General features: G+C 42.9%; 26 protein-coding genes, 2 tRNA genes and 1 pseudogene. 18 read left to right on the top strand and 11 right to left on the bottom strand.

All coding sequences use genetic code 11. The features are described from left to right. Positions 1-125: 125 nt before the first annotated feature. The 15 genes and pseudogenes from HZC12_08925 to HZC12_08995 all read left to right on the top strand — a co-directional run bounded on the left by HZC12_08925 (position 126) and on the right by HZC12_08995 (position 7430). The gene (locus tag HZC12_08925; protein MBI5026826.1) at positions 126-350 is read left to right on the top strand and encodes an antitoxin, RHH family protein; all 225 of its coding nucleotides are present in this window, start codon (positions 126-128) and stop codon (positions 348-350) included. Between the two features lie 2 nt (positions 351-352). Then, a complete protein-coding gene (locus HZC12_08930) occupies positions 353-628 on the top strand; it encodes a type II toxin-antitoxin system RelE/ParE family toxin (GenBank protein ID MBI5026827.1) in 276 nt (91 codons plus the stop codon). Positions 629-639: 11 nt separating this feature from the next. Then, positions 640-834, top strand: coding sequence for a hypothetical protein (locus tag HZC12_08935; protein MBI5026828.1), 195 nt, complete (start codon positions 640-642; stop codon positions 832-834). 70 nt (positions 835-904) lie between these two features. Next, positions 905-1123: a DUF2283 domain-containing protein gene (locus tag HZC12_08940; GenBank protein MBI5026829.1), complete on the top strand. Its 219-nt coding sequence runs from the start codon at positions 905-907 to the stop codon at positions 1121-1123. A gap of 127 nt (positions 1124-1250) precedes the next feature. After that, positions 1251-1634, top strand: a pseudogene (locus HZC12_08945) (site-specific DNA-methyltransferase). 27 nt (positions 1635-1661) lie between these two features. Further along, positions 1662-1973: a hypothetical protein gene (locus HZC12_08950; protein ID MBI5026830.1), complete on the top strand. Its 312-nt coding sequence runs from the start codon at positions 1662-1664 to the stop codon at positions 1971-1973. Continuing rightward, positions 1961-2182 carry a DUF2283 domain-containing protein gene (locus HZC12_08955; GenBank protein MBI5026831.1) on the top strand — a complete coding sequence of 74 codons (222 nt, stop codon included), beginning with the start codon at positions 1961-1963 and terminating at the stop codon, positions 2180-2182. The genes HZC12_08950 and HZC12_08955 overlap by 13 nt, the downstream gene beginning before the upstream one ends. Positions 2183-2281: 99 nt before the next feature. Further along, entirely contained in the window at positions 2282-4879 is a 2598-nt protein-coding gene (locus HZC12_08960) for a DEAD/DEAH box helicase family protein (protein MBI5026832.1), read from the top strand. Positions 4880-4932: 53 nt separating this feature from the next. Beyond that, positions 4933-5250: a phosphoribosyl-AMP cyclohydrolase gene (hisI, locus tag HZC12_08965; GenBank protein MBI5026833.1), complete on the top strand. Its 318-nt coding sequence runs from the start codon at positions 4933-4935 to the stop codon at positions 5248-5250. A 66-nt stretch (positions 5251-5316) separates the two neighbouring features. Then, positions 5317-5658, top strand: coding sequence for a histidine triad nucleotide-binding protein (locus tag HZC12_08970; GenBank protein MBI5026834.1), 342 nt, complete (start codon positions 5317-5319; stop codon positions 5656-5658). Between the two features lie 21 nt (positions 5659-5679). Next, positions 5680-6075 carry a hypothetical protein gene (locus tag HZC12_08975; GenBank protein ID MBI5026835.1) on the top strand — a complete coding sequence of 132 codons (396 nt, stop codon included), beginning with the start codon at positions 5680-5682 and terminating at the stop codon, positions 6073-6075. A 25-nt stretch (positions 6076-6100) separates the two neighbouring features. Continuing rightward, a complete protein-coding gene (locus HZC12_08980; protein ID MBI5026836.1) occupies positions 6101-6817 on the top strand; it encodes a hypothetical protein in 717 nt (238 codons plus the stop codon). Continuing rightward, positions 6814-7158: a YraN family protein gene (locus tag HZC12_08985; GenBank protein MBI5026837.1), complete on the top strand. Its 345-nt coding sequence runs from the start codon at positions 6814-6816 to the stop codon at positions 7156-7158. The genes HZC12_08980 and HZC12_08985 overlap by 4 nt, the downstream gene beginning before the upstream one ends. 20 nt (positions 7159-7178) lie before the next feature. After that, positions 7179-7255 (top strand) — tRNA-Pro (locus HZC12_08990). Between the two features lie 97 nt (positions 7256-7352). Beyond that, a tRNA-Arg gene (locus HZC12_08995) sits at positions 7353-7430 on the top strand. A 108-nt stretch (positions 7431-7538) separates the two neighbouring features. Here HZC12_08995 and HZC12_09000 read toward each other — a convergent pair. The 11 genes from HZC12_09000 to fdnG all read right to left on the bottom strand — a co-directional run bounded on the left by HZC12_09000 (position 7539) and on the right by fdnG (position 19388). Then, positions 7539-8846: a S41 family peptidase gene (locus tag HZC12_09000; protein MBI5026838.1), complete on the bottom strand. Its 1308-nt coding sequence runs from the start codon at positions 8844-8846 to the stop codon at positions 7539-7541. Further along, positions 8847-10034: a peptidoglycan DD-metalloendopeptidase family protein gene (locus HZC12_09005; protein ID MBI5026839.1), complete on the bottom strand. Its 1188-nt coding sequence runs from the start codon at positions 10032-10034 to the stop codon at positions 8847-8849. Positions 10035-10057: 23 nt separating this feature from the next. Further along, positions 10058-10942 carry an ABC transporter permease gene (locus HZC12_09010; protein ID MBI5026840.1) on the bottom strand — a complete coding sequence of 295 codons (885 nt, stop codon included), beginning with the start codon at positions 10940-10942 and terminating at the stop codon, positions 10058-10060. Further along, on the bottom strand, positions 10939-11601 hold the full coding sequence (gene ftsE / locus HZC12_09015; protein MBI5026841.1) for a cell division ATP-binding protein FtsE: 663 nt from the start codon (positions 11599-11601) through the stop codon (positions 10939-10941). The genes HZC12_09010 and ftsE overlap by 4 nt, the downstream gene beginning before the upstream one ends. Continuing rightward, positions 11598-12566, bottom strand: a complete 969-nt coding sequence (locus HZC12_09020; GenBank protein ID MBI5026842.1) for a transketolase family protein — start codon at positions 12564-12566, stop codon at positions 11598-11600. The genes ftsE and HZC12_09020 overlap by 4 nt, the downstream gene beginning before the upstream one ends. A gap of 4 nt (positions 12567-12570) precedes the next feature. Further along, positions 12571-13401, bottom strand: a complete 831-nt coding sequence (locus tag HZC12_09025) for a transketolase (protein MBI5026843.1) — start codon at positions 13399-13401, stop codon at positions 12571-12573. 5 nt (positions 13402-13406) lie between these two features. Further along, positions 13407-13778 (bottom strand): hypothetical protein, encoded by a 372-nt coding sequence (locus tag HZC12_09030; GenBank protein MBI5026844.1) that lies wholly within the window; start codon positions 13776-13778, stop codon positions 13407-13409. A 90-nt stretch (positions 13779-13868) separates the two neighbouring features. Then, a complete protein-coding gene (locus tag HZC12_09035) occupies positions 13869-14531 on the bottom strand; it encodes a formate dehydrogenase accessory protein FdhE (protein MBI5026845.1) in 663 nt (220 codons plus the stop codon). A gap of 24 nt (positions 14532-14555) precedes the next feature. Next, on the bottom strand, positions 14556-15428 hold the full coding sequence (gene nrfD / locus HZC12_09040; protein MBI5026846.1) for a polysulfide reductase NrfD: 873 nt from the start codon (positions 15426-15428) through the stop codon (positions 14556-14558). Positions 15429-15431: 3 nt separating this feature from the next. Beyond that, positions 15432-16184: a 4Fe-4S dicluster domain-containing protein gene (locus tag HZC12_09045; protein ID MBI5026847.1), complete on the bottom strand. Its 753-nt coding sequence runs from the start codon at positions 16182-16184 to the stop codon at positions 15432-15434. 9 nt (positions 16185-16193) lie between these two features. After that, complete coding sequence (gene fdnG / locus HZC12_09050; protein MBI5026848.1) at positions 16194-19388, bottom strand: formate dehydrogenase-N subunit alpha; 3195 nt, start codon at positions 19386-19388, stop codon at positions 16194-16196. Between the two features lie 610 nt (positions 19389-19998). On the opposite strand from fdnG, the gene HZC12_09055 reads away from it, so the two are divergent. From HZC12_09055 to HZC12_09065, 3 genes are all read left to right on the top strand, one after another. Next, positions 19999-20445, top strand: coding sequence for a hypothetical protein (locus HZC12_09055; GenBank protein MBI5026849.1), 447 nt, complete (start codon positions 19999-20001; stop codon positions 20443-20445). 837 nt (positions 20446-21282) lie between these two features. Further along, positions 21283-21780: a hypothetical protein gene (locus HZC12_09060; GenBank protein ID MBI5026850.1), complete on the top strand. Its 498-nt coding sequence runs from the start codon at positions 21283-21285 to the stop codon at positions 21778-21780. A 182-nt stretch (positions 21781-21962) separates the two neighbouring features. Beyond that, positions 21963-23348, top strand: coding sequence for a mannose-1-phosphate guanylyltransferase/mannose-6-phosphate isomerase (locus HZC12_09065; GenBank protein ID MBI5026851.1), 1386 nt, complete (start codon positions 21963-21965; stop codon positions 23346-23348). Positions 23349-23614 lie beyond the last annotated feature (266 nt).

A 23614-nucleotide genomic window follows, 5' to 3' on the forward strand; every position in this document is an offset into this window, starting at 1 on the left:
AAAAAATTAACCAAGAAATACCCCTCAATTAAAGAAGAAATCAGAAATTTCAAATGAACTTTAAAAATAGATGTTGATTTGGTGTGTTATAAGTGTTACACTACGAAAAAAGGAGGTAATATAATATGCCGGCAAAAAATCCAAGAATTAATGTTGTGCTGGAAAAGCCGATTTACAACAGCGTCCGGCATCTTGCAGAAAAAGAAGGCGTATCACTTTCACTTAAGGTCCGTGATCTGGTAAAAGAGGCATTGGAAATGGAAGAAGATATAGCTCTGTCAAAATTTGCTGAAAAAAGGGAGAAAACCTTCACCAAAGCAAAAGCCTTAAAACATAGTGAGGTTTGGTAGCTTTGCCGTTTGAGCTTAGATACCACCCTGATGTTAAGGCTGTTGATATCCCCTTGCTCAATGAAAAACTCAAAATCCGCATTAAAAACGCCATAGAAACACGCCTTGCAGTTGCACCCCATCAATACGGCGAACCTTTAAGAAAAACCTTAAAAGGGTATTGGAAATTAAGGGTTGGGGATTACAGAGTGGTATTTAAGATAATGAGCAATGAAGTCTGGATATTTGGCATTATTCACAGAAAGAAAGCGTATGAGATGATTGAGAAAAGGGCATAAAGAAAATAGTGATGAAAAAAGTTGAAATTATTCCTATTGCGCAAAGAAAAGCAGAAAAGAGAGGGATTAAAAGAGACCTAATAGAAGATACCCTAATAAATCCAGCACAGGTGCTTGATGGCTACGGAGGCAGAAAAGTTGCACACAAAAAGCTTTTCATAGATAATAAGGAATATCTTTTAAGAGTTATTTATGAAGAGACATGAAGAAATATATATCGTAGTAACGGCTTACATTACATCACAGATAAGTCGCTACTGGAAGGAGGGACAATAAATGAAGATAGAATATGACCCAATTCATGACCTTTTAAATATCGAGTTTATAGCCGAAGAGGCTATTGCTGAATCTGTTGAGCTTGACGGTGTAATAATTGATTACTCAAAGGACGGAAGGATTGTTGCCATTGAAATACTTGATGCAGGCAAAAGAACAACAAAGAATCCCCTCGACCTGATTGATTTATCAATAGTTAAAGAGAAGGCAGTAGCTTAAAAAGCTTATGAAAGAATTATCTGAAAACCACATTGAAAAGATCATTAGCCTTTTAGAAAAAGGCAAACCTCTGCCTGCATGGATGAAATCAGAAAAAGCAGTGGCGTAATAGTAAAAAAGGGGAATCATGGCAACTTTGAGCTTTAAAGGCAAGACCTTTGTTCAGAATCATCATCTGAGCGTTAAGTATCATCAGCTTATCCCCAAGAAAGACAAGAGTCTCACCGATAAGGTCAGTCTCAATGACAATCTGATAATCCACGGCGATAATCTTGTTGCCCTGAAAGCCCTGCTTCCTACTTATGCAGGAAAGGTAAAGTGCATTTACATTGACCCGCCGTATAACACCGGCAATGAGAAGTGGATTTATAACGACAACGTTAACAGCCCTATGATGCAGGAGTGGCTTGGCAAGGTTGTGGACAAAGAAGACTTCACCCGCCATGACAAGTGGCTCTGCATGATGATGCCGAGGTTGAAATTGCTGAGGGAGTTGTTGAGAGATGACGGAGGCAGGAGAAAGGATTAGAGCAGAAAAATGATAATCGTTAAATCTAAAAACAATGTTTCTTTAAGGCTAACAAAAGAACGCTGGAATCATATTGTTCTTAGACATCCTGAAATGGATGGGCAAAGGGAACAGGTTTTGGAAACCGTGACTGAGCCAGACCTGATTCAACAAGGTGATTTTGGGGAGTTTATTGCCGTCAGGTTCTATGCCAAGACACCACTTACATCAAAGCATTTAGTTGTAATATATAAAGAGGTCATAGATACTGACGGTTTTATAATAACGGCATATTATGCCACTAAGCCTTCTGAAAGGAGGAAGATCGTATGGAAGCGATAAAGATACTTGAGAAGAAGGAAAACCTTAACTGGGATTACGATGAGGAGGCGGATGTCCTTTATATCAGTATCGGCGAGCCTCAAATGGCACTCGGCGTAGACATTGGGGAAGGCGCCGTTGTCAGATATCTCGAATCAACCGGCGAAGTGGTAGGGCTTACCCTGATAGGAGTTAAGGAGCGGTTGCTTAAGAGCCTGAAATCGAACTGACACAGTGTCGGTTACTCTTCATAAAAGAACAATTCCAGATAGCGTCTGGGAAATCATCAATTCCGCAGACAGTGTCTGCCAAATTGGCTGAGCTAACATATGGAACTTAAGGAATACCAGAAGAAGACCTTAGAGCAGGTCAAGATATATCTTGATTCCCTTGCCGAATTCAAGGGCAAGTATCAAAAGGCAATAGCTGTTGACCCTGATCTTGCAATAGACTTTCCTTTTAAGGCATGGGAAAAGATTGTCGGGGCATCTTATCACTCAAGTAAAAACGGTCTTGGCGAACCCCTTCCCGATTTCTACCTGAAAATCCCCACCGGCGGAGGGAAGACCATCCTTGCCTGCCATGCCATTGACCTGATAAGCAGAATTTATCTTAAAAAACAGACAGGCATCGTTCTCTGGATAGTGCCGACAACACAGATTTACAGGCAGACCCTTGCCAATTTGAAAAACAGGGAGCATCCATATAGGCAGGTATTGGACATTTCAAGCGGTGGAAGAACACTGATCTTAGAGAAACTGGATAAGTTTACGCCTCTGGATATAGAGGAAAACCTTGCGATAATGCTTTTGATGCTTCCCTCTGCAAGCAGGCAGAACAAGGAGACATTGAAAGTCTTTAAGGACAGCGGAGGGTTTACAGATTTTTTTCCATTGGAAGATGATGTTAAAGGTAACAATGACCTTTTAGAGAAATTTCCTAACCTTGATTATTTTGGTAATCCCCATACTGTCATTCCTGCGAAAGCAGGAATCCAGAGAAAAACAAATAAACTGGATTCCCGTTTACACGGGAATGACGAAAAAAGGGGATTACTATTCGGCAGGATGGCAAAGACATCTCTCGGGAATACCTTGAGGGTTCTTAAACCCATAATCATTATTGACGAAGGACATAAGGCTTACAGCGAAACAGCCCGTAATACAATCAAAGGTTTCAACCCATCAATAATTGTTGAACTCTCTGCCACTCCGCCAAAAAACACAAACCATCTGGTAAACATCAGCGGGCAGGCTCTTAACAGAGAGGAAATGATTAAACTTGATCTGAATGTCATCAACAAATCGAGTCCTGACTGGAAAGATGTTATGCTTGCATCAAAAGAAAAGAGGGATTATCTTGAACGCAAGGCAAAGGAATATGAAGCAAACACAGGCGAACATATCCGTCCCATCTGTCTTGTTCAGGCAGAAAGGACAGGAAAAGAGCAGAGGGGAACAAAATATATTCATGCAGAAGATGTCAAAGAATATCTGATTAAGCAATGCGGTGTGTCAGAAAAAGAGATAGCCATCAAAAGCAGCGAAAAAGACGATATAGAAGGCATCGACCTTTTAAGCCGTGATTGTGAGATTAGATATATCATTACCAAGCAGGCATTGCAGGAAGGATGGGACTGTGCCTTTGCATATATCCTTACGATATTGACAAATCCGGGTTCACAGTTGAGCATCACTCAGTTGGTAGGAAGAATTCTCAGGCAGTATAAAGCCCACAAAACCAAAGTCAAAGACCTTGATGAAAGCTATGTCTTTTGCCACAGGCCCAAAGCAGGCGTTCTTTTGGAGAGCATCAAGAAGGGTTTTGAGGTTGAGGGATTGGGCGATTTGACTTCAAGGGTAACTGTTAAGGAGGGCGATTCTGTATTAGAGGATGCCACAAAGGAAAAGACCGTAAGATATAGAGACAAATTCAAAGTCTTTGAGGGTAAGGTATATCTTCCTAAATTTGTGATTCAGGAAAACGGCAGTTGGCGTGATGTCAGCTATGACATGGACATATTAAGCAGGATTGATTGGAATGCCGCGGATTTGACTGAAATTAAGAGTATTGTACTCGGAGATGCGGCAATTCAGGATCAGGAAATTGCCGTGGGTTTAAGCAAAAATGTCACTGACCTTATTGAGGAAAGAGGGCGGCTGACAAGGCATGGAGGATTAAGGCTTGACCATGTTCTTATGACAAGGCAGTTGCTGGATATTATCCCTAATCCCTGGATTGCACATGACATCGGGAAAGAGGTTTTAAACGACTTGCTCAAGAAAAACAGCAAAGAGAAAGTTGCAAATAACCTTGCCTTCATTATTGAGGAGACCCGTAAACATCTGATAGCTGAACGTGACAGATTATCCGAGAAAATATTCAGAGACTTGATTGACAAGAAAAATCTCTGTTTTTTTCTCCTTGCCGGTAAAGGAGGTTATGAACTTCCACCAAGCATAACTGTGAAAAAGAGCAGTAAGAAACTCATCAGGGATGATCATTCTGAAGTTCAAAGGAGTCTTTTTGATTACATCCCTGAAGAAGAATTTAATGAAATGGAAAAATCCATTGCGATATATCTTGATGAGCAGGAAAAGCTTTTATGGTGGTACAGGAATCTTTCAAGACAGGATTACTACATTCAGGGATGGCGCAAGAACAAGATATACCCTGATTTTATTTTTACGAAGACTGATGACACGGGCAGAGATTTTAGCACGGTCTATGTTGTTGAAACAAAGGGCGTTCATCTGAAAGAGTTTGAAGATACTAAATATAAGAGAAATGTTTTTAAGTTTTGCAATGAATTAGGCAAGAAAGTAGAATGGAAAGAACTGAATAAAGAATTTTCAAAGGGAATAGAATTTCAGGTGATAGATGAAAAGGAATGGCAGAGACGAATAAATGAGATATTTGCGGTTTGATCTCTATAAGGATTTTAAATCAGAACTTGAGGCAAGATTGGAGGGGTAAAAATATGCTGCCGGAACTTAAATATGATGAAAAGGGTCTTATCCCCGCGATAATACAGGATGCAGAAAACAACGAGGTCTTGATGATGGCCTATATGGATGAGACTGCTTTGAAAAAGACAATCGAAACCGGTAAGACCCATTTCTGGAGCCGTTCAAGGCAGAAATACTGGATGAAAGGTGAGACCTCAGGCAATGTGCAGCTTGTGAAAGAGATTTCCTATGACTGTGATGAAGATACGTTATTGATAAAGGTCAAACAGGTTGGCTCCGGCGCCTGCCACACAGGAAACAGAAGCTGTTTTTACAGGAGTATTGGGTAAGCACAATTAGAGGTGGAAAGTTTTAAAGCAATAGGGCGTACCCTGATACGCTTTCTGGAGGTTTTTATGGGCTGTATATTCTGCAAGATTGTAGAGAGGAAACTGCCTGCAAAGGTTATTTATGAAGATGACCTTTCGCTCGCCTTTGAAGACATTAATCCCCAGTCACCTGTGCATACCCTTGTGATACCTAAAAAACATATCTCCACGAACCTTGATATTAAAGAAGAGGACAATGCCCTTATCGGCCATCTATTTCAGGTTGCAAATAAAATAGTTAGGGACAAGGGCATTGCCGAGAGGGGCTTCAGGCTTGTGATGAACTGCAATCCTGAATCAGGGCAGGCAGTTTACCACATACACCTCCACATCCTCGGCGGCCGCAGGATGCACTGGCCTCCGGGATAACTAAGAAGTAAGAAGTAAGTTATGAATAACGACTTGGAAAGGGCACAAAGATTAAGGAACATCCTTGAGGAATTAACGGAAGTTAATAAACTGTTCCCTATAGTGGTGGAGGGTAGAAAAGATGAGATAGCCCTGAGGAGGCTCGGTATGGAGGGTGAAATCCTCCATCTTCACCGTGGAAAGAATATCTATGAATTTTGCGAGGATATACTCGACAGACACTCCAGGGTTGTACTTCTAATGGACTGGGACACCAGTGGGGAGAAGCTTAACAGAAAACTTACTGTCAACCTCAGGGGACACTGGGAAGAGTTTGCCCCATTCAGGGAGACAATAAAAGGCCTTGCCCAGAAAGACATAAATGATATTGAGGGCATCGTGAAATTAATAGAAAGGCTTGAGAAAGGTGAACAATAAGGGCAAGCCTTCGGCAGGCTCAGGCTTGGGCCGAGCCTGTCGAGGCCTCAGACCTCTGTTCTTTATTCTCTATTTTCTACTTTTTACTCCGAACCTTGATGCCGCAATCTCGGTCAATGACCAGGTCTGTAAAACCGGCAAGGAGATTTTATTAGAGGCAGAGGTGAAAAGGGGGTTTATAAGAAGCGGCGGAGAGAGGGTAGAATTCTTTGTGAATAATAAATCCATTGGCAGGACACTTTCAGGTGGTGATGGATATGCCTTTTTCCCCTTTGTGCCTGAGAAGGAAGGCATTTATAAAATAAAAGTAAAGGTAAGGGATGAAGATGCAGAGGGAATGCTCTTATCTATAAAGCCAGAGAAAGGCATTGTTGTTATAGATGTTGAGGGGAGTATTTTTGAATTCCGATACATCGGGATGAAGTCACCGAGGCCTGGGGCATCGAAGGCCATTAAAAGAATATCCAGGCGTTATCACATTGTTTATCTCTGGCAGGGCATGATTAACAAAAAAGCCCTTAGAGAATGGCTGGAAAAATACGACATACCTGTCATGCCATTATTAAATATAAGGAGTATTGAAGATCTTAAAGAGCAGGGTTTTTTCTTCAAGGCTGTTATCGGAGGGCCTGCTGCGATTGAGCTGTTCAAGGATTCTAAAACAAAACTTTACAGTTTTGAGGACATCGAGGGTTCGACTGAGCTTAAAGACTGGGACTATGTTAGAAGGGTATTGAAATGAAAATCGGAGATGAGGCAGAGGCACTTGCTGCAGGGTTTCTCAAAAGAAAGGGCTATAGGATCATTGAGAAAAATTATAAGACACCCTTTGGAGAAATCGATATAATCGCCAGAGATGGCGGGACCCTTGTTTTTGTAGAGGTAAAATCCAGGGAGAGTCTTAGTTTTGGCAAGCCATTTGAGGCTGTGAGTGCAGTGAAAAGAAAAAAGATAGCAAATGTTGCCCTGTCATACCTCAAAAGGCTTAAAGAAGAGCCTGCCTGCCGCTTTGATGTGGTTTCAATTTTTTTTAAAGACGGCGAGCCACAAGTCGAACTTATAAGGGATGCCTTTGAGGTTTAAAATATGGTATTATTTTAATACGGGGCGTAGCGCAGCCTGGTAGCGCATACGGTTCGGGACCGTAGGGTCGAAGGTTCAAATCCTTTCGCCCCGACCAGCGAATTGAAAATTGAAGATTGTAAATTGTAAATTGTAAGAATAAATTTCCAATTTGAATTTTGCAATTTCCAATTTACAATAGAGCAAAGCGATATGCCCCTGTAGCTCAGAAAGGACAGAGCAGAGGTTTCCTAAACCTTGTGTCGGCGGTTCGACTCCGTCCAGGGGCACCATACAAAATTTGCAAAGCAAAATTTGTAGTTAAGAGTTAAAAGTGAAAAGTTATAAGTGAAGGAAGAATTTTTAACTCTTAACTTTACATTCTTAACTTTTAACTTTTTTTATCCTGTCTTTGGCATCTCTCTGAATATCTTCCATGTCTTGAGAAGGTCAATTGCCCTCTGCAGTTGTGTATCGTCTTTTTCAGATACCTCGACAGGAACAGTCTCTTTTTCAGTCTCTTTTTCCTTTTGCTGCTCGTTTTCAAGGTGTCTCTCAAGGTCTTTCTCCCTGAGCACCGGATGTTCAGAGACACCTTTTTTGGCCTCAAGTTTGACTACTATGTCGGGTGTAATTCCTGTAGTCTGGATAGATTTATCCTTGGGAGTGTAATATTTTGCAGTAGTGAGTTTTAGCCCTGAGCCATCGCTTAAAGGTATTACTGTCTGGACAGAACCTTTTCCGAAAGTCTGGTTTCCAATGATTACAGCCCTTCCCCAATCTTTCAGGGCTCCTGCCACAATTTCTGATGCACTGGCACTTCCCTCATTAACAAGGACGACCATTGGATACTCGTAATGGGGCTTCTTGCTGTTGGTGTAATACTCTGTCCTCTCACCCTCTCTTCCCTTTATGTATACTACGAGTTTTCCAGAAGGGAGGAATTGACTTGACACATCAACAGCGATGTTCAAAAGCCCTCCAGGGTTGTTTCTCATATCAAGGATTAAAGAATTTATTTTCTCTGCATCGAGCTTTTTCAATGCCTCTGCAAGGTCTGCTGCAGTTTTTTCCTGGAATTGGCTTATCTTTATATATCCGATTCTGTCATCCAGGACCTTGTTTTTTACGCTCTGGATTTTTATTATTTCCCTTATAATTTTGAAATCCCTGGGTTCCTTCCATCCTTCCCTTATTATGGTTATAGTTACTGATGTCCCTTTCGGTCCCCTCAGCTTTGACACTGCATCCTGTAGCCCCATATCTTTTGTGGACTCGTTGTTTATCTTGATAATTTTGTCGCCTGCCTTTATCCCTGCTTTATAAGCCGGTGTATCATCTATGGGTGCTATTACTGTGAGAGCATTGTTCTTAATCCCTATCTGTATCCCAAGTCCCCCGAACTCTCCTTTTGTATCTACCTGCATTTCCTTGAAGGCATCGGGTGTCATAAAGTAGGAGTGCGGGTCAAGGGAATACAACATGCCCTTTATCGCGCCATATACAAGGTCCTTATTTTTTGTTTCCTCCACATAGTTTTTCTTTACCAGGGTCATGATCTCTGTAAACACCTTTAGCTCTTCATACGGCTCTCCTTCTGCGCTTACGCTTCTGGTACTCCACCGGCCAATCATTACACCTGAGAAAGCAACCAGCAGGATAATGACCCATAAAATAATTAACTTTCGCCTATGCATCTTAACCTCCATTTATTTTTTCCTCAACCATTGAGTGGGGTTGAGTGGTTTCCCTTTATGCCTGATTTCAAAATACAGACTTGGTATATTAAGCATACCAGACTCACCTACCTTACCTATAACCTGTTGCTCTTTTATTATATCACCTGTCTTATGAAAAATCTCAGAAAGATGTGCATATAGGCTATGATAGCCGTCCCCGTGGTTGATGATAAGCAGTTGTCCGTACCCTTTGAACCAGTCAGCATATACAACTCTTCCCCTGTAAACAGCTTTTGCAGGTTCCCCTGCATTTGCCTGTATCTCGATGCCATTTTTAAAAACTGGAATATTAAACTCCGGGTTTTTGTGGCTCCCAAACGGCACAAGGACTTTTCCCTCAACAGGCCAGATGAGCCTGCCTTTCAGGCTGGCAAACCCCGTTCCAGTTGTGGGTGGAGGAAGTTCTTTTTTCTCAAGCTCTTTGATCAGTTCGAGGAGTCTTCTGGAAGATTCCTCAAGTTCTTTTATCATATTTTCATGATAGGTTTTTTCATGTTTAATAGAAGCGAGGATTTGGTATTTACGCTGCCGCTCTAACTGCATCTCTTCCTGTTTGTCTTTTACCCTTTGGTTGTTTATCTCGAGCTCTTTCTGCAGGGTCTCCAGCAGATGCATTCTTGCATCAAGTTCTATCAGCTCGCGGTTATAGTCTTCCATAACTTTGCGGTCGTGATAGGCAAGTAAGCTCATATGTTTGGTTTTTCTCATCAGGTCCTGGTAATCTTCTGCTGATAACAGTATTGCTATAGCTTCACTGCGTTGCTGTTTGTATAAACTCCTGAGCCGTTCCTTTAAAAATCTTTTCCTCGCCTCCAATTTGCTGCTAAGGGTTTTTATATCTTCTTCAATAATTTTAATCCCTGCCTGGTTTTCTTTGATACGCCTGTCATAACGCCTCAGCTCTTTTGATTTTTCTGCCAGCGCCTTATCTATTTCTTCCAGCTCTGACAGGATGGATTGCTCGTGTCTCAGGGCCTCTTTTGCCTTTTTCTTTTCCTCGTTGAGTCTTTCCTGAAGTTTTTTATACTCGCTTTTTGGGTCTGCTGCATGGGCCGGTAAGAAGTAAGAGGTAAGAAGTAAGAAGCAAGAAGTAAGAAGTAAGAAGTGAGAAGTAAGAACTGATTTCTTATTTCCTACTTCCCATTTCCTATTTCCCATTTCCCACTTTCTACTTCCCATTTTCAGTACTTTATTTTACCGAGGGCTAAAAAACTCCCCAGTGTGCTTATTATTGCTCCTGCGATGGGTATGGCTGGATAGGCTTCAGGTGGTAGAAATACAAGGCTGCCCTTAATTGATGGCAGGAAATTTACAGCCCGCGTGGTTATAAAAGAATATAGTCCAAAGAGGGTTAGAGACCCAATAGTACCTCCAATGAGTCCTATGATGAAACCTTCTATAAGAAAGGGTGCTTTAATAAATATCTTAGTTGCACCGAGGAGTTTAAGTGTCTCTATCTCTTCGTTCTTTCTGTAAAAAAGGATTTTGATTGTGCTGTAAGTGGCAAAGGCTATTGCTACGGATATTACGCTGCCGAGAAGCAGGCCGATAATCTTCATGACCCTGGCTATTGAATTTAATGATGAGAGCCATTTTTCTCCATATTGAACATCTTCAACACCAGAAAGCGTTTTTATCTTTGAGGCTTTTTCTTTTATTCTGACAGGCTCTATCACATCTCTCCTGAGCCTGAGCTCTATAGAATCAGGCAGGGGATTCTCCTCAAGACTCTCAAGGCCGGGGTTAATCGACTTTAAGGAGCGTTTCATCTCTGCGAAGGCAACATCTTTTGATATATATTTTACTTCAACTATATCACTGTCTTTTTTCAGGCGTTCCTTTAAAGAATTTTTCTCGCTCTCACTTATGTTGTCTTTGAGATATACAACAAGGCCAAAGCCTTCTGCCCAGCGATTCAGGGTTAAATCGATATTAAAAGTAACCAGGGCAAAGGTGCCAAGTACGAGGAAGCCGACTGAAATACTCAGCATCGTAAGCAGGTTTATCCATTTTTCACGCCAGAGGCTTAGAATGGAGACTCTGAGAGAATAAAGAAAACTTTTCACCCTGTTTCCTCCTTATACACCTCTCCATTTTTGAGGCAAATTACTCTGCGCCCTGTGCTAACAAAGAGGTCCCTGTGATGTGTGGCAATAAGGACAGTAGTCCCTCTGGTATTTATTTCATTGAAGAGCTTCATAATGGTGGATGCTGTTTCCGGGTCAAGATTGCCGGTTGGCTCATCAGCGAGAAGGACTGTAGGCTCTGATACCATTGCCCGCGCTATAACGGCTCTCTGTTGTTCCCCACCAGAGAGGTGTTGCGGAAGGCTGTCTGCCTTCTGCCTTAGACCGACATTTTTAAGCACCTCATTTACCTTCTCTCTTGTCTCCCTGAAAGGATGGCCATGAATCCTCAGGGCAAGGGCTACATTGTCAAAAATGCTTTTGTTGGAGAGCAGTCTAAAATCCTGAAAGATTACACCTACGTTTCTTCTTAGAAATGGTATAGTGTTTTCCCTGAGTTTGCTTACATCCCAGCCTGCTACAAATATCTGGCCTTCGTCTGGCTTTTCTGCCCTGTATATAAGTCTGAGGAGGGTGGTTTTTCCAGCGCCGCTCGGTCCTGTGACAAAAGCCATCTCTCCCCTGTCAATGGAGAAATTTACTCCATTCAATGCAGTCAGGGAGTCATAGTGTTTTGAGACGTTTAAAAACTGGATCATAATTTTAGCGCCTCTTTTACAGCAGTTACTATATCCTCTGTAGTAAGGCCATAAAGCTTCAACAGTGCCATTGGGTCGCCAGAGCAGCCAAAGGCGTCTCTGACGCCTATTCTTTTTACGGGGATCGGGTGGTTTTCAGAAAGAACTTCACAAACTCCGCTGCCAAGCCCACCGATTATTGAATGTTCTTCTGCTGTCACTATGGCCCTTGAAGTTTTTGCAGCCTTAAGGATGGTGTTTTCATCGAGAGGTTTTACCGTAGACATATTGATTACTCCTGCATCCAGGCCTTCTGATTTAAGAGTTTCAGATGCCCTCAGGGCAGCCTCAACCATTATGCCATTGGCAATTATATTGGCATCTTTACCCATGTGAAATACATATGCCTTCCCCAGTTTAAAGCAATAGTCTTCTGGCATCACCTGCGGGACTTTTACTCTTCCGAGCCTGATATATGTTGGCCCCCTGTAATCCACCATTGCATTTATCACTGATGTAGTTTCTATGGCATCTGCAGGTACTATAACCGTCATATTTGGCAGGACCCTCATAAGTGCAATATCCTCTAATGCCTGATGGGATGCGCCGTCCTCGCCTACAGTTATGCCGCCGTGGGTAGCAACGAGTTTTACATTTGTGTTCGAATAGCAGATAGTCTGCCTTATCTGTTCCCATGCCCTCCCTGTCTCAAAGATGGCAAAGGTAGAGGCAAAAGGAAGTTTCCCTGATAGGGCAAGCCCGGCTGCTGTCCCTACCATGTCCTGTTCTGAAATGCCTATATTGAAAAACCTTTCCGGGAAGGCTTTTGCAAATTTCCCTGTCTTTGTGGAGCCTGAGAGGTCAGCGTCAAGGACCACTATCTCAGGATGTTTTCTGCCAAGTTCCAGCAAAACTTCTCCATAAGCATCCCTTGTTGCCGCTGGTTTTTTTTCTGTGCTCTTTAATCTATGCTCTGTGCCCTGCATTCTTTCACCCATGGCCGAGCTCTTTAAGGGCCTTTGCAAGCTCATCAGGTGTTGGTGCAACACCGTGATATTCTACCTTCCCCTCAAAAATGGAAACACCCTTGCCTTTTATCGTATGTGCGATAATAATTGTTGGCTTCCCTTTAATGCCTTCAGCCTCATCAAGGGCATTTAGAATTTCTGCCATGTTATGTCCGTCTATTTCAATTACATGCCAGCCAAAGGCCTTCCACTTTTCAGGCAGAGGTGAGACCCTCATGACTTCTTCTACAGGGCCGTCTATCTGTAATCCATTATTGTCTATAATAGCGCAGAGATTATCAAGGCCGTAGTGTGCCGCTGTCATGGCAGCCTCCCATACCTGGCCTTCCTGAACCTCACCATCGCCCAGAAGACAGTATACCCTTGCGGGAATTCTATCGAGCCGCAGTCCTATAGCCATGCCGTTTGCAACTGAGAGTCCCTGACCGAGGGAACCTGTAGAAACCTCAATTCCCGGCAGACTCCTGCAGTTCGGATGCCCCTGTAGGGGACTTCCGATTTTTCTGAGTGTGGAGAGCATTTCTAAGGGGAAATACCCTGCCCTCGCAAGTGCAGCATACAGCAGGGGTGCGGCGTGGCCTTTTGATAAGACAAATCTGTCCCTCTCTTTCCACTCAGGGTCTTTCGGGTTATATCTCATCTTCGAAAAATAAATTGCAGTAACAATGTCTGCTGCAGAAAGTGAGCCTCCTGTATGGCCAGAACCTGCCTCTGAGAGCATTTTTAGAATATCAACCCTTATTGTCCTTGCCATATCCTGAAGCGTCTTTATGTCTGCTGTCTTTTCTGGCATAACCCTCATTTGTCTTCCCCTTCTGAGATATAATCTAATAAAACATCGTCAAGACTCTTTCTGATTGGCTTTTTCTTTGGCGGGTTATTTGTGGTTGCTCCTGTATCAGACCTTCCACTGCTCGTGTGCGTATCAAATTTACCTGTAAGTAAGGCCTTAATCATGATTTTGTGTTGTCTTTCCATCATCTCTCTGATAGTTTTCTTATGCCCCTCTTTGCCCAGGAGATCAGTATAATCAGTTTTCTTGGAGGCGATGACAGCGCCTTTATAATACAGAAGGGTAGTAATTACCGGATTTTTTATGCCTCCATCCTCTGTCTGGATGTGATAGACCTTGTCTTTGTAAGTAATGTTGTTGTTAAAGCCAGTAAGCATTAAAAAATTATAAAACTATAGGGCGTCTGGAAGCAACAGATTTTTGAAACCCAGAATTAGAGATAGGACTAAGAAACAGTAAACAGCAAACTAACTTCCCATAAGCCCTATGGCATTCGGGCTTCTGCGGGCGAAGCCTTTATCCTGGGCAATGACATCAAGTGCTATGCTCTTTATGTCTGCAATATCTGCAGGGATGTCTGGAATTAACCTTGAATCTATAACCTTTATATATGAACCGCATGAGGTGCATGCCTCTACCCTGTATCCTTCCTGATCTTTGACATAAATTATATCTATCTTCTCCCCCTCCAATTCTCCGCAATGTGGGCATCCGATCCTTTTCCACCTCCACTCAGTCTCACAGCCAGTGCAGAACAGATTTTTTATATTGTCCTGTTTTAATATGCCGAGGGAAGGTTTCAGGGCACAGACAGGGCATATCGAAGCATCCAATGATGTGCTTAAATTTTTATTAAAGGTTCTGGCCATATAAAGGTTAATGGGCTTTTCGATTATAAAATCTGACAACTCTTCCATCGGGAAGGTGAATGACAGGCGCTTTTTTATTGCTTCAATAAGTTCACTTCTGTTCGGGATTTCTATTGATTGCATCAATGGTTCGCCATTCTTTGGAGAGGGTATAGCATCTTTTCTATCTGATATTATGATCTGGTGTTCTGAGATAAAGTCTTCATAAATACTTTTTAGCTGCTTATATACATCGAGGAGTTCTTCGATGGTTTCTTTCATGGTTATTAACCCTTCATCAAAAGTCTATATCTGCCCTGCTATCAACAGCACATACCTCATGACAAATCCACCGATGAGTATGAAGAACATCATGATGTTGGTTATGGCAGGTGCCCGCTCCCTTTTCAATAGAGATAATAGAGGTAGAACGAGGCCAAGTATAACAACACCAATCCAGAAGAAGATACCGATGGTTCCACCTATGAGCCTGGAGAGTGCCAATCTCGGTTCGGTGCCATAGAAGTAGAGGGCGATGATAAGAAGAGAGAGTATCGCTACCTCTACGATTATTGCCCTTTTATCCGCCTTCTCCAGTTTCCTGATGGACTCTCTCAACTCCTCTTTCCCTCCTGCAATGAGGCTGATGGCTGCTATTCCTGTAGAAACCCCTGAGGCCATAAAGAGGGCTCCGAGGAGATAAGTTGATGTCCAGAGCACCTGAGAGGTTACACCCAGAAGGACGCCTGTATAGAGGACAAGATATGAAGCAACCACAATACCTATCCATGTGATTACCTTCTTTGCAGGGCTAATGAATCCTCCAAGTTTTCCGAGGATGGTATTTTTAAATCTTTCGCTTGTGGAGATTGCCATTGCCATGTTGAGGAAGGCGAATATCCCGAATACGAAGATAGACCATGCACCTATGGACATGGGTGACTGGATGTTAAGGATAGAAAAGAGCCTCCAGACACGGTCCGGATTGCCGAGGTCGAGGGTTATCAAAAGGGCTCCGATGATTATCATGAGAAAGGCTATGGGATATCCGATATCGGCCACCTTCCTATCCCTTTCATTCCCAAAGAGCTCAGAAATAGCAGCCACGAAATAGGCTCCTCCTGCGACCCCTGCCACAAAGAGATATAATCCTACCAGAATTCCCCACTCGTAGTTCATTAGTTATTCACCTCCTTTGCTACCCCGCTCCCTGAAGGCGGCTATTGTAGTAAATAGTAATATTACCCCTGCCACGGTAGCAGTTATATAGTCCAGGATCTGGTTCTTCGTAGCTACTTGAGGTTCTTCTGGAAGGTCATAGACAGAAGGTCTCTCAAGAAGGATATAGGTTGTCCCTAAACCTCCAAGCTCCCTCTCTCCGTATATTTGCGCATTGGCCTTCCCTTCTGCCCTGATTACCTTTATCCTCTTCCTCGCCATATCGAGTAATCTTTCCCTATCACCAAAGCTGATGGCACTGGTAGGGCAGGCAGTGGCACATGCAGTCTTGAGTCCATTACTCACCCTGTCAATGCAGAAGGTGCATTTCTCTGCGGTACCTGTTTCCTTGTTAAATCCAGGGACATTGAAGGGACATGCCTCTATACAGTATCGGCAGCCGATGCAGATTTTTTCGTCATAAAAGACAGAACCTACCTCTGTTCTCTTTATTGCCCCTGAAGGGCATACCTCCATGCAGCTCGCCTGAGAGCAGTGCTTGCATGTATCAGGCATAAAAAGCCACTCAACCCCGTCTCCACGTTCCACGAACTTCACCCTTTGCCATGTCCTGGAGGAGAGCTTAATGGGGTTTTCAAAGGCTCCAGCAAATTGGGTCTTGAGTGCAGGCCGGCTGTTCCATTGCTTGCACGCAACCTGGCACCCCCTACAGCCGATGCAGAGGGATGTATCTATTAATAGACCTTTTCTTGCCATTTTTACCTCCTATACCTTCTCTATATTAGCCATAAAGGCCTTTGTCTCTGGTATCAGTGTATTGGCATCGCCGATGGTCGGTGAGAGGAGATTTGAGCTATCCCCACCACTTCCATCCTCAGGATACTGCCATCCAAAACACCAGGGAAGCCCGATCTGATGAACCGTCTTTTCCATCACCTTTAATGGCTTAAACCTCTCTGTAACCACTGCTATTGCCCATACCTTTCCACGGGCTGAGGAGACCATGACCTTATCACCACTCTTTATCCCTTTTTCTGCTGCAAGCTCCTTTCCTATCTCCACAAACTGCTGCGGCATCATCTCGAGCTGCCAGGGAAGATGCCTTGTGAGAACCCCTGTCTGCCAGTGCTCTGTAACCCTGTATGTTGTAGCAACATAGGGGTAGCGGGAGTCAGCAGCAACGAATATATCCTCAGGGAGTCCGCCATCCTTTGCAGGTATGTCCTGAGGTCCTTCGGTCTTATAAAAAAGCTTCATAGTTGGATTTACCCTGTGCTTCTTTGACATGGGGTTTTCCTTAACAGGACACTCAAGGGGCTCGTAATGCTCGGGGAATGGGCCATCTGCAAGCCCGGGGCCAAAGACAGCCCCCATTCCATCCGACCTCATTATAAATGGATATTTACCTGCCTTTTCATCTATTAGAGGAGGTGCAGGGCCATCAGGGACATCACCCTCCCATACACCCGGTTTCTTGGAAACAGGGTCCTCTTTTTCAGGATTCCATTTTATGACAGCCCTCTTTGGATCCCAGGGCCTGCCCTGAAGGTCAACAGAGGCACGGTTATAGAGGATCCTTCTATTAACAGGCCAGCACCATGCCCATCCTGAATATAACCCAAGACCTGCTGGGTCGTCCTTTCCCCTCCTCGCCATCATGTTAATGACCTTGCCTTCCTTCTGTGTATAGCTCTGACAGTATATCCAGTTGCCGCAGGATGTTGTGCCGTCTGCCTGTAAATGGACAAAGGTTGCACAGAGATCACCCTTCTTTCCGAGGAGCTTTGGAGGGTCTACCTTTTTGTCATAGAGGTCTTCAAGATAATAACCATTAATCTCCCTTGCGACCCGGTGTATATCAATATCCTTAATCCTTCCATCAGGCCCCTTTTCACCATAGTCCCATGTGAGGCTCAGTATGGGTTGAGGGGATTTACCACCCTTCTGATAGAGCCTTTTAACCCTGAAGTAGAGCTCATTCATTATCCGGAAATCCGGCCTTGCCTCTTCATGTGGCTCTTTTGACTTATACCTCCACTGGGAAAGTCTTCCTGAGTTGGTGATACTTCCCTCTTTTTCTACAGATGATGCAGCAGGCAATTGGAATACCTCTGTCTGTATATCCTTTGGATTCATTCCAGGGCCTTTCCAGAATGAGCCTGTCTCATTATCAAACAGGTTCACATTCACCATCCATTTAAGTTTCGAGAGTGCCTTTCTCACCTTGCCTGCATTACTCGTTGAGCATGCTGGGTTCTGGCCCCAGGCAAAGAATCCTTCTATCTTTCCTTTGAACATCTGGTCGAAGAGGACAAGCCATGATGCATTCATCCCCTCATCAAGCTTTGGAAGCCATTGATAGCCAAAGTCATTTTCCTTTTTTGCCCTATCTCCATATATGGCCTTCAGGTAGCTTGCAATATATTTATTCCTGTTACTCAGCCAGTTCACACTCTTGGGGTCCTTTGTCTTCGGGGTGAATTTCTCTATATATGCATTGAGGTCAACAATTGAGGCAGTAGGCACAGGATTATAACCTGGCAATGTGTGGAAGAGAAGCCCATGGTCTGTTGAGCCCTGGACATTAGATTCACCCCTCAAGGCATTGATACCTCCGCCAGCCATACCTACATTCCCGAGGAGGAGCTGGATAATAGACATCGCCCTGATGTTCTGTGTCCCGACTGTATGCTGGGTCCATCCCATTGCATAGAGTTCAGTTCCAACCCTGTCAGGTTTTCCGGTGGTTGCATAGGTCTTATAGACCTCAATCAGTTTCTCCTTTGGAGTCCCTGTAATGGCAGAAACCTTATCGATGGTATATCGTGAGTAATGTTTCTTCATGAGCTGAAATACACAGTTTTGGTCTTTAAGTGTCAGGTCTTTCTTAGGTATGCCTTTTTCATCCATCTGAAATGCCCATGTCTTTTTATCATACTTCCTTGTCTTCGGGTCGTATCCTGAAAATACTCCGTCAAGTTCACGTGGGCCCTTGAATTCAGGATTCACAAGGAACGAGGCATTTGTATAGTTGACAACATAATCCTTGAAATACAGGTTATTCTGGAGGATATAATTTATCATCCCACCGAGGAATGCTATGTCTGTTCCTGAGCGGAGGGGCGCATATATGTCTGCCTTTGTGGCAGTCCTTGTGAAGCGCGGGTCAACGACAATGAGCTTCCCTCCATTCTCCTTTGCCTTCATTATCCATTTCATAGAGACAGGATGGTTCTCTGCAGGGTTACAGCCCATCACAAGGATGACATCGGCATTCTTTATATCATTCCACTGGTTTGTCATTGCCCCTCTGCCAAACGACTCTGCCAGAGCCGCTACAGTCGGGGCGTGTCACAATCGGGCCTGGTGTTCTATATAGACAAGGCCCCAGGAGCGGAGGAGCTTCTGGAGCATGTAGCATTCTTCATTATTAAGGGCTGCACTACCTACATGGGCAATGGCATCAGTCCTGTTGACAATGAATTCCTTCTCTACCTCTTTCTCTGTTCCATCAGGCTGTTTCTCTTTTACCTTTGACTTCGAGGTGATCTTGAATGTCCTGTCCCTCGTCTCCTTTATCCTCTTTGCTATCTCATCGAGGGCCCAGTCCCAGTCTACATCCTTCCACTCCGTTGCACCGGGTGCACGATACCTCGGCTTTGCCAATCTCAAGGGGTTATTTATGAGTTGAGAAAGAGAAGACCCCTTTGAGCAGAGAGTCCCTTCATTTATCGGATGGTCAGGGTCGCCTTCTGTATTGATTACCTTCCCTTCTAATGTATGGACGATAATACCGCATCCAACAGAACAATAAGGACATATTGTGAGGGTCTCTTTTGCGTTTTTGATGCGGAGGGTCTGAGCATATGCCTTTACAGGATCGAGGTTAATCCCGAGAGTGCTGGCTATCACAGCACCTCCGGAGAGCTTTAAAAAACTTCTTCTTGTAAGTTCTCCCATTGCTCCCTCCTTAGATTGTTTAAGAATTAAATTGGCTGGCCTTTAGATTACTCATTTGAGCCTTTTGCAAAAATCTTATTTTACGCTAAATAGGTCAGGCATCTCGGAACGAGTCGATTCCAACTTGCCTGATAACTCATTGATTTTTAATTATGTTATGAGACAAACTTGTCTTCGTGTCCGGTTAGGGATGCGTCGTCTATTTTCTGGGTTTAGCCGTTATAAAACAAAAGGTATATTAAAAAAGTGGTCTTGTCAAGTAGAAAAAAATTTACTTTTCACTATTGACAAAAACACAAAAGAGGTGTTACATGTTTCTCATAATTGTGCTGAAGGCGTAAGATCTGTAGTGCTGAGTTTGACATAAGAACCGAATCATGGAAGGCATGTTATAAATTATATATTCGCACATGGACTTGTGCAATTATTAGGGTGTTGATAAGCAGTTCTATACAGCGAGAGAAGTATTTATTGTAGAGTTATAAGTTTGGCATGGAAAGTGCAATCTTCGATATTGTTTTATAAAAAGGGCCTATGAGCGGCCTTTCCCGAAGCATCGGGATCTGTCCGAGACAGAAAAACAGAGTCTATGACCTGAAAGGAGGGTGTGATGGTAAAGAAGTTAGTAGTTTTAATATGTGTTTTTGTCTTTTCTTTTACTCAGGTTGCGTTTTCGGCGGTTGGGGAGACTCCTGTTGAGGTGGTTATGCCTTCGGGAAACGTTGCAAAGATGACCAAGTCCCAGCTTGATACATTAATTGCCAAGCCAGGAATTGGTTTTTCCAGTGCAGAACCTCCTGCGACTTTACCAAAGGGCCAGATAGCTATTTCCCTGCCAAAAGAACTTGGCGGTGGCTATTTATTGGGAACTCCTGAGGCTATTGCTAATGGGATGAATGCCACTAAGATTACAGTCGGTGCGACAAATGCATGGGTTGTTGGTGGAGGTATAAGTGCTGGTACTGTTGCACTTATTGTAGTTGGAGCAGGTGCTATAGCTGCGGCTGCTTTAGGAGGAGGAGGCGGCGGAGGAACTACTACAACATCTCATCATTAATAGAAAACTACAGGGGAATAAAAGCAGTAGTGCTGTAGAGCCAATAGCCTCAGTATAAGAGTAAAAAAATAACTACTGCTATTGATGCAGTCCGATGTGATTAATTGTGTATTTCCGGGTTAAGTTGGAAACAGCCTGTTGAAAAAGTCTCTTTTCTGTCATTCCGACACCCTTAGTCTGTCATTCCGAGCGGAGCGAGGAATCTTATGAGCCCTCCATCAGGCGAAGCAAAGATTTCTCGTTACACTCGAAATGACACTTCGCTCAGGGTAAACTCCGCGAGAAATCTTATAGTCGTTAAAATTCAATAAGTTTTAAGATTCCTCGTCGGCTTCAGCTTCCATTCACTCCGCTCAGGACAGGCTCTCGGAATGACACCAAAACTCAATTTTTCAACAAGCTGGAAAGAATCAACGATAGAGGACAGCGATTAGGCCATCTGCTTTTATTTCCTAGTTTTTTACTATAGCTTACATGGGATTAATCTTTTATTTTTCTTCCCATCAGACCCCGGACTTTCCTGCCCCGCAGAGTTAAGAGCTAAGAACTAAGAAACTAAGAGTCTTATATTTTTTCCCCTGTCTTAGCTTCTTAGTTCTTAGTTCCTGTATTCATGCACAGAGATTTGTGCAATCCTGGAATGTAGATAGGCAGGTCTGAGTAATAAAAATGTTTATATTTTCCAGAGGTTATACAATCTGGCATGGAATGTGCCTTAATAGTATCCTTAATAAGGAATAAGAATTTTACATTAATGTTACGCAGCGAAAATCAGAGATGGGATCAAGAATCCCCCTTAGAGTTTCTAATAACGATAATGATTAACGATAACGATTAATGAAATTCTGGTATGTAGTTTATACAAAGCCCAGGCAGGAAGAATTGGTTGTTGAAAACTTGAAGCGGGTACCTGAGATAGAGGTCGTTAACCCTAAACTTAAAAAGAAAAAAATTATACATGGAAGGCTGAGAGAGATAATCGAAGAGCTTTTCCCATGTTATGTGTTTACGAAGTTTAACCTTAAAGAGCATTACAGACTTATTAAATATACGAGGGGGGTCAGGCGGATTTTAGGTAATGACGGTGTCCCGTTTATTGTTGACGATGGAATAATAGAGGTCATTAAATCAAGGACAAAAGATGGCTTTGCTGCCATTGAGCCGCCTGAATTCAAGCCTGGAGAGCAAGTTTTAATAAAAGATGGACCTTTAAGCGGCCTTACCGGGATTTTTGAATATGAGACCAGGGCCAGCGACAGGGTGATGATTCTTCTCAATGCCATATCATACCAGGCGAAGTTGACGATAGATAAATGCCTCCTCTCCAAAGCGTAAAATAATTTATTTCAGACCCGTCTGATCCGCCGAGGCGGAAAAGATAGTCGGCAGCAAAGCGCTATTTATAGATGTAATTTGCTGGATTACATTTTTAACGAAATGAAGGTAAAAGTCAGTGTATACACTGAAATGGCGGTAGCCTGTCCATTACACATCTCGCTTATGAGATGGGAGGTTCAATGAAAGCTATTATCCTTGCAGGCGGAAGCGGCACAAGGCTCTGGCCGCTTTCAAGAAAAGACTACCCCAAGCAGTTTTTAAAACTTAACGGAGACAACTCTCTCCTCCAGCAGACTGCAAAGAGATTGCTCGATGTCATACCGCCGCAGGACATCGTTATAGTGACAAATGATAACTACCGTTTTCATGTAAAGGCTGACCTCAGAGAAGTCGGAATAGACATAGATGGAGGGCTAATCCTTGAACCCGCAAGCAGAAACACAGCTCCTGCCATTGCCCTTGCTGTCAAATACTGTATAGATAAACTCGGGTGTAAAGAAGATGAGGTAATTTTTGTTTCCCCATCGGACCACATTATAAAACCAGCAGAAAAACTTGAAAACTATATAAAAAAGGCAGAGGACATAGCAAAAGAGGGCCATATTGTTACATTTGGTATAAGGCCAACCAGGCCTGAAAAAGGTTATGGCTATATAAAGGCAGGAGAGAATATAAGGGATTTTTATAAAGTGGAGAGATTTGAAGAAAAACCAGACATGGTGACAGCCCTGAAATACGTGGAGGATGGAGGATACTATTGGAACTCTGGCATGTTTGCCTTTACAATCGATACAATCATAAAAGAATTTCAAAAACATGCCCCTGAGATATACCAGAATATAGGAGGAAGTTTTGAGGAATCCATCTCCAATTTTGCCAGCATGCCTGATATATCAATAGATTATGCAGTTATGGAAAAGTCCAGCAAGGCTGTGACCTTTCCCCTGGATATATACTGGAACGATATAGGGTCATGGGATTCTATATACGAAGTCATGGAAAAGGACGGAAAGGGCAATGTTAAAGTTGGAGATATTATAGAAGTCGGTACAAGGGAAACTTTAATAATAGGTAATAAGAGGCTTATCTCAACTATAGGACTTAAAGATTTATTAATAGTGGAGACAGACGATGCCATCCTGATTGCAAAGAGGGGAGATGCCCAGAAGGTAAAAGACATTGTAAATGGGTTAAATGAAGAAAAAAGAAAGATTGCCTTTGAACATACAACCACCTTCAGGCCATGGGGAAACTATACAGTGCTGGAAGAAGGCAATAGATATAAGATTAAAAAAATACTTATTGACCCTGAAGAAAAACTCAGCCTCCAGATGCACCACCACCGTTCTGAGCACTGGGTAGTCATAAAAGGGACAGCAAAAGTAATAATTAATGATAAAGAGATATTTATTCATGAGGGAGAAAGCATGTTTGTCCCCAAGTCTACCTATCACAGGCTTGAGAACGCAGGGAAAGTGCCCCTTGAGATAATAGAAGTGCAAAATGGAGAGTATGTGGGAGAAGACGATATTATAAGGTGTGAGGATATTTATGGACGCACTTGATTTCTCCTCTACGAGTCATCGACAGAGTTTTTCTGCGCAGTTTATTGGCTTGTTAGCGTCTTCGATTTACCAGCTTGCTCCTTAATGAATTATTAAGAATTTAAAGGTTTACTTATGAAATTCTCGTTATTCAATCGAAGTAAGCTTGACATTAAACCTCTATTACAGAGAAAACATGAAATAGATATTTCAATTATAAAGCATTTGGATAAGTGCATAAATGTGGATTCAGTTAAAAGATTTAAAGAAATTGCCCGGTATATAGT

Source organism: Nitrospirota bacterium (assembly GCA_016214385.1).
GTDB lineage: Bacteria > Nitrospirota > Thermodesulfovibrionia > UBA6902 > JACROP01 > JACROP01.

Bases quoted from the DNA above. Each gene is read 5' to 3' on its own strand.
- HZC12_08925 (MBI5026826.1), top strand. From the start codon at position 126: ATGCCGGCAAAAAATCCAAGAATTAATGTTGTGCTGGAAAAGCCGATT.
- HZC12_08935 (MBI5026828.1), top strand. From the start codon at position 640: ATGAAAAAAGTTGAAATTATTCCTATTGCGCAAAGAAAAGCAGAAAAG.
- HZC12_08940 (MBI5026829.1), top strand. From the start codon at position 905: ATGAAGATAGAATATGACCCAATTCATGACCTTTTAAATATCGAGTTT.
- HZC12_08950 (MBI5026830.1), top strand. From the start codon at position 1,662: ATGATAATCGTTAAATCTAAAAACAATGTTTCTTTAAGGCTAACAAAA.
- HZC12_08955 (MBI5026831.1), top strand. From the start codon at position 1,961: ATGGAAGCGATAAAGATACTTGAGAAGAAGGAAAACCTTAACTGGGAT.
- HZC12_08960 (MBI5026832.1), top strand. From the start codon at position 2,282: ATGGAACTTAAGGAATACCAGAAGAAGACCTTAGAGCAGGTCAAGATA.
- hisI (MBI5026833.1), top strand. From the start codon at position 4,933: ATGCTGCCGGAACTTAAATATGATGAAAAGGGTCTTATCCCCGCGATA.
- HZC12_08970 (MBI5026834.1), top strand. From the start codon at position 5,317: ATGGGCTGTATATTCTGCAAGATTGTAGAGAGGAAACTGCCTGCAAAG.
- HZC12_08975 (MBI5026835.1), top strand. From the start codon at position 5,680: ATGAATAACGACTTGGAAAGGGCACAAAGATTAAGGAACATCCTTGAG.
- HZC12_08985 (MBI5026837.1), top strand. From the start codon at position 6,814: ATGAAAATCGGAGATGAGGCAGAGGCACTTGCTGCAGGGTTTCTCAAA.
- HZC12_09000 (MBI5026838.1), bottom strand. From the start codon at position 8,846: ATGGAGGTTAAGATGCATAGGCGAAAGTTAATTATTTTATGGGTCATT.
- HZC12_09005 (MBI5026839.1), bottom strand. From the start codon at position 10,034: ATGGGAAATAGGAAATGGGAAGTAGGAAATAAGAAATCAGTTCTTACT.
- ftsE (MBI5026841.1), bottom strand. From the start codon at position 11,601: ATGATCCAGTTTTTAAACGTCTCAAAACACTATGACTCCCTGACTGCA.
- HZC12_09020 (MBI5026842.1), bottom strand. From the start codon at position 12,566: ATGCAGGGCACAGAGCATAGATTAAAGAGCACAGAAAAAAAACCAGCG.
- HZC12_09025 (MBI5026843.1), bottom strand. From the start codon at position 13,401: ATGCCAGAAAAGACAGCAGACATAAAGACGCTTCAGGATATGGCAAGG.
- HZC12_09030 (MBI5026844.1), bottom strand. From the start codon at position 13,778: ATGCTTACTGGCTTTAACAACAACATTACTTACAAAGACAAGGTCTAT.
- HZC12_09035 (MBI5026845.1), bottom strand. From the start codon at position 14,531: ATGAAAGAAACCATCGAAGAACTCCTCGATGTATATAAGCAGCTAAAA.
- nrfD (MBI5026846.1), bottom strand. From the start codon at position 15,428: ATGAACTACGAGTGGGGAATTCTGGTAGGATTATATCTCTTTGTGGCA.
- HZC12_09045 (MBI5026847.1), bottom strand. From the start codon at position 16,184: ATGGCAAGAAAAGGTCTATTAATAGATACATCCCTCTGCATCGGCTGT.
- HZC12_09055 (MBI5026849.1), top strand. From the start codon at position 19,999: ATGGTAAAGAAGTTAGTAGTTTTAATATGTGTTTTTGTCTTTTCTTTT.
- HZC12_09060 (MBI5026850.1), top strand. From the start codon at position 21,283: ATGAAATTCTGGTATGTAGTTTATACAAAGCCCAGGCAGGAAGAATTG.
- HZC12_09065 (MBI5026851.1), top strand. From the start codon at position 21,963: ATGAAAGCTATTATCCTTGCAGGCGGAAGCGGCACAAGGCTCTGGCCG.